This window comes from Chitinophaga sp. (assembly GCF_036566945.1).
GTDB lineage: Bacteria > Bacteroidota > Bacteroidia > Chitinophagales > Chitinophagaceae > Chitinophaga.
This window is the reverse complement of the sequence record NZ_DATCVJ010000428.1, coordinates 1-3594: the sequence shown is the minus strand read 5'-3', so window position 1 is coordinate 3594 and position 3594 is coordinate 1. Positions and strand designations below refer to the sequence as shown.

Here is a 3594-nt window from a genome sequence, read left to right as displayed (position 1 = left end):
AAATCATCAAAATCAGTATAATCCTGCGCTAAGACAGAGATTCACGCTCTTTACGCAACTGCCTGGTAGTTTTCCTGCTGCCATCGGCACTCCAGCCGGGCGCATCAAAAATAAAATGCCATGCCTCCCGCAGAGAGCGGGAATGCCGCACATCCTGCCAGATGTCGAGCCATTCGTGGGTAGCTATGCGGAAAGGATTATAGGTGTGTATGTTTTTAGTAAGACCATAAACAAGTCGTTGTTTCTCCGGTGTGAAAGTTCCAAACAGGCGATCCCATATGATTAGAATACCGGCATGGTTACGGTCCAGGTAATCCAGGTCGGAGCCATGGTGCACCCGGTGATGGGAAGGGGTATTGAAAATATATTCTATAGGCGCCGGCAACTTGTTGATCACTTCTGTATGGATCCAGAACTGGTATATCAGGCTGATGGCCTGCATACTCATTACCATCACCGGATGGAAACCCAGCAGCGGCATCCAGAGCCAGAAAGTAAATGTACCGGTTAAGTTACCTGTCCAGTTTTGTCGGAGAGCAGTGGCCAGGTTATACTTTTCAGAGGAATGATGGATAACATGTGATGCCCAGAAAAAGCGGATAGTATGACTACTGCGATGAAACCAATAGTAACTGAAATCGTCTGCAAAAAAACATAATACCCAGGCCCACCAGGTAAAGCCCAATGTAAACAGCCGGAACTGGTACAAAAAAAGATAGATGCCGAAAATGACAGCCTTGGTAAAAATGCCGATGAATACATTACCCAACCCCATAGCAATGCTGCTGAGGGCATCTCTGGGCTCATACATATTCTTCTTGTCGATAGCAGTGAAGACGATCTCCAGTAAGATGAGCAGCACAAATCCAGGGATGGCATATGTAATCAGGTCGGGAGGCATATTGTTGTAACTTTCTGCTACTGAAGTTAACGATTTTGATGCGATTTTTTGTCTTACTCAGGATTATACTGATTTTGATGATTTCAGGATTGTTTTACAGGATTAAAAAAGATTAGAGAAGATATAAGCGGATAGTTTCGCTAAAATCTTCTCTAATCTTTTTTAATCCTATAAAATCAAAAAGTAAAAATCCGGAAAATCATCAAAATCAGTATAATCCTGGGTAAGACCAAAAAACGCGCATCAGCAGCCCCGGAGGAACTGATCATGAATGAAGTCGGTCACGGCAACGAGGTCGTTGGTGTCTGCAAATACCTGTAATTGTTTATCTGCACCAGTACCGGTTTCCATCAGGCGGGTAGTTGCCTCAATCACTTCCCGGCTACCCAGGTCATCGACTACGTCGTCAATAAAGTCCAGTAATTCGAAAATGAGGGCGCGGGTATTTATTTCCATTTCTTTACCAAAATCAATGAGATAGCCATCAATGCCATAACGGGAGGCTCTCCATTTGTTTTCATTGATCAGGGCCCGGTTATAGATAATGAAATTGAGATTCTGCATGCGCAGTTTGTAAATTTTGGCGCATACTGCCTGAAAAAGACCTGCCAGCATTATGGTATCATCGATGGTCAGCGGCACATCACAAACACGGAATTCTACCGTATTAAAAAACGGATGCACCCTTAAATCCCACCATACTTTTTTGGCATTGTCGATACAGTTGGTTTTTACCAGCAGTTTGATATAGTTATCGTATTCTTCTATACTGGCAAAGTAATCAGGAATACCGGTGCGGGGGAATTTATCAAAAACTTTGGTACGGAAGGATTTGAAGCCGGTGTTACGGCCTTCCCAGAAAGGCGAGTTGGTACTGAGGGCAAAAATATGCGGCAGAAAATATCTAACGGAGTTGGCTATATGAATCGCCATTTCCCTGTTTTCCATTCCCACATGCACGTGTAACCCAAAGATCAGGTTAGAACGGGCAGCATCCTGCATTTCATTGACTATTTCAAAGTAGCGCGGATGATCCGTGATGAGTTGTTTTTCCCATTTACTGAAAGGATGCGTGCCGGAGGCGCCTATGTTGAATCCCAGGTCGCCGGCTATTTGCGCAATGGTACGACGGAGTAGGGCTACATCGGCTCTGGCTTCATGTACGTTGGCACAAATACGGGTGCCCACTTCCACTACCGCCTGGTGAAACTCGGCTTTCACCTGGTCACTGATGACTTTGTGTGCCTGTTCCACTATTTTTTGTTCGTGTGATCTCAGTTCCCGGGTAACGGGATCTATCACCATGTACTCTTCTTCAATGCCCAGCGTGAACGCCTTAAACATATAGTGATTTTTAGCTTTTAGCTATTAGCAGTCAGCCATTAGCTTAGCGCGTAGATAAATATTTGTTTAGCTGTTAGCTATTAGCTTTTAGCTGTTAGTAAATGCAGCGAAGATAATCAAATGTTGGTCTTCGCTGCATTTACTAACAGCTAAAAACTAATGGCCACCCGCTGCTTCGGTTTCACTTTTCTTTTTGTTGTTTTTTAGCAGGACTTTTTTTCGCTGGTGTTTTCTTCTCCTTTCCTGGTGTGGATTTCTTTGCTTTTTCGCCGGATGCTTTCTTTTTTTCGGGGGGCGCCACGGGTTTCGCTTTAGCTTTCGCCGGACTGCGTTGTACAAACTTGCCCCAGGTGAGATTATCTTTTCCCGGTTTCTGTGCAATGGCCCTTTCAATGGCGTACCGGGCGCTGGTTTCCACCACCCACTCGAAATGATCAGCGCCTATGGAATGAAGATCTGCATCCGGTGCGGGATTACAGAAGTCGATGGCATAGGGTACTTCACTGCGCACCGCCATTTCCACGGTATTAAAATCGTAGCCCAGGTGTTGGTTGAGTGCAATAACCTGTTCGGTGATTTGCGCCAGCAGCGCTGGACTGGCCTCATAATTCGCGTCGTAGCGGCGTTCATGTGGCTGTTTGGGATTGTAAGGCATGATACGTACATCTTTGCCGCCAATGCAGAAGCAGCGGTAGTACTGGCTGAAATCAATTTCTTCCTGCAGCATCATCACCAGTTGCCCGGTTTCACTGTGTTTATCAAAAAAATCCTCTTTATCCTCTACCCGGTATACATGTTTCCAACCGCCACCAGCATAGGGTTTCATGTAAGCGGGAAAGCTCACATAGTCAAAAATGCTGTTCCAGTCGAACGGGTAAATAAGGTTACGGAATGATTTATCAGTGGTTTCGTCCGGTAACTTATAGGAGGGCAGCAGCACGGTGTTAGGCACATGGATGCCTATTTTATCTGCCAGTGCATTATTAAAAAATTTATCATCCGCACTCCACCAGAAAGGGTTGTTGATCACGGCGGTACCGGCAGCAGCAGCATTTTTTAAATAAGCCCGGTAAAAGGGAACATCCTGGGAGATACGGTCCAGGATCACGGCGTAGCCTGCGTCTGCACCTTGCATCACTTTATCGATGGTTACAAATTCGGCAAAGATCCCAGGTGGATTGATACGGTTTACACGGTCTACAAATGCCTGCGGAAAAGTGTTTTCCTGTCCAAAGAGAATACCTATTTTTTTCATACAGTACTTACTTAATAAGTGATAGATAATGCGGCAGCATTTCCCGCCATACCGGCCAGTCATGGGTAGTCTGGGGCCGTATATCCAGCCAGTG

At 45.4% G+C, this 3594-nt stretch carries 3 protein-coding genes; all 3 read right to left on the bottom strand.

Annotated features, from left to right (window positions below):
• Positions 1-28: 28 nt before the first annotated feature.
• Positions 29-901 (bottom strand): sterol desaturase family protein, encoded by an 873-nt coding sequence (locus VIP81_RS12825; protein ID WP_331960950.1) that lies wholly within the window; start codon positions 899-901, stop codon positions 29-31.
• 243 nt (positions 902-1144) lie between these two features.
• Positions 1145-2245 carry a carboxylate-amine ligase gene (locus VIP81_RS12820; RefSeq protein WP_331960947.1) on the bottom strand — a complete coding sequence of 367 codons (1101 nt, stop codon included), beginning with the start codon at positions 2243-2245 and terminating at the stop codon, positions 1145-1147.
• A gap of 181 nt (positions 2246-2426) precedes the next feature.
• Positions 2427-3594 (bottom strand): hypothetical protein (locus tag VIP81_RS12815; protein ID WP_331960944.1); only part of this gene is annotated, 1168 nt, incomplete at its 5' end.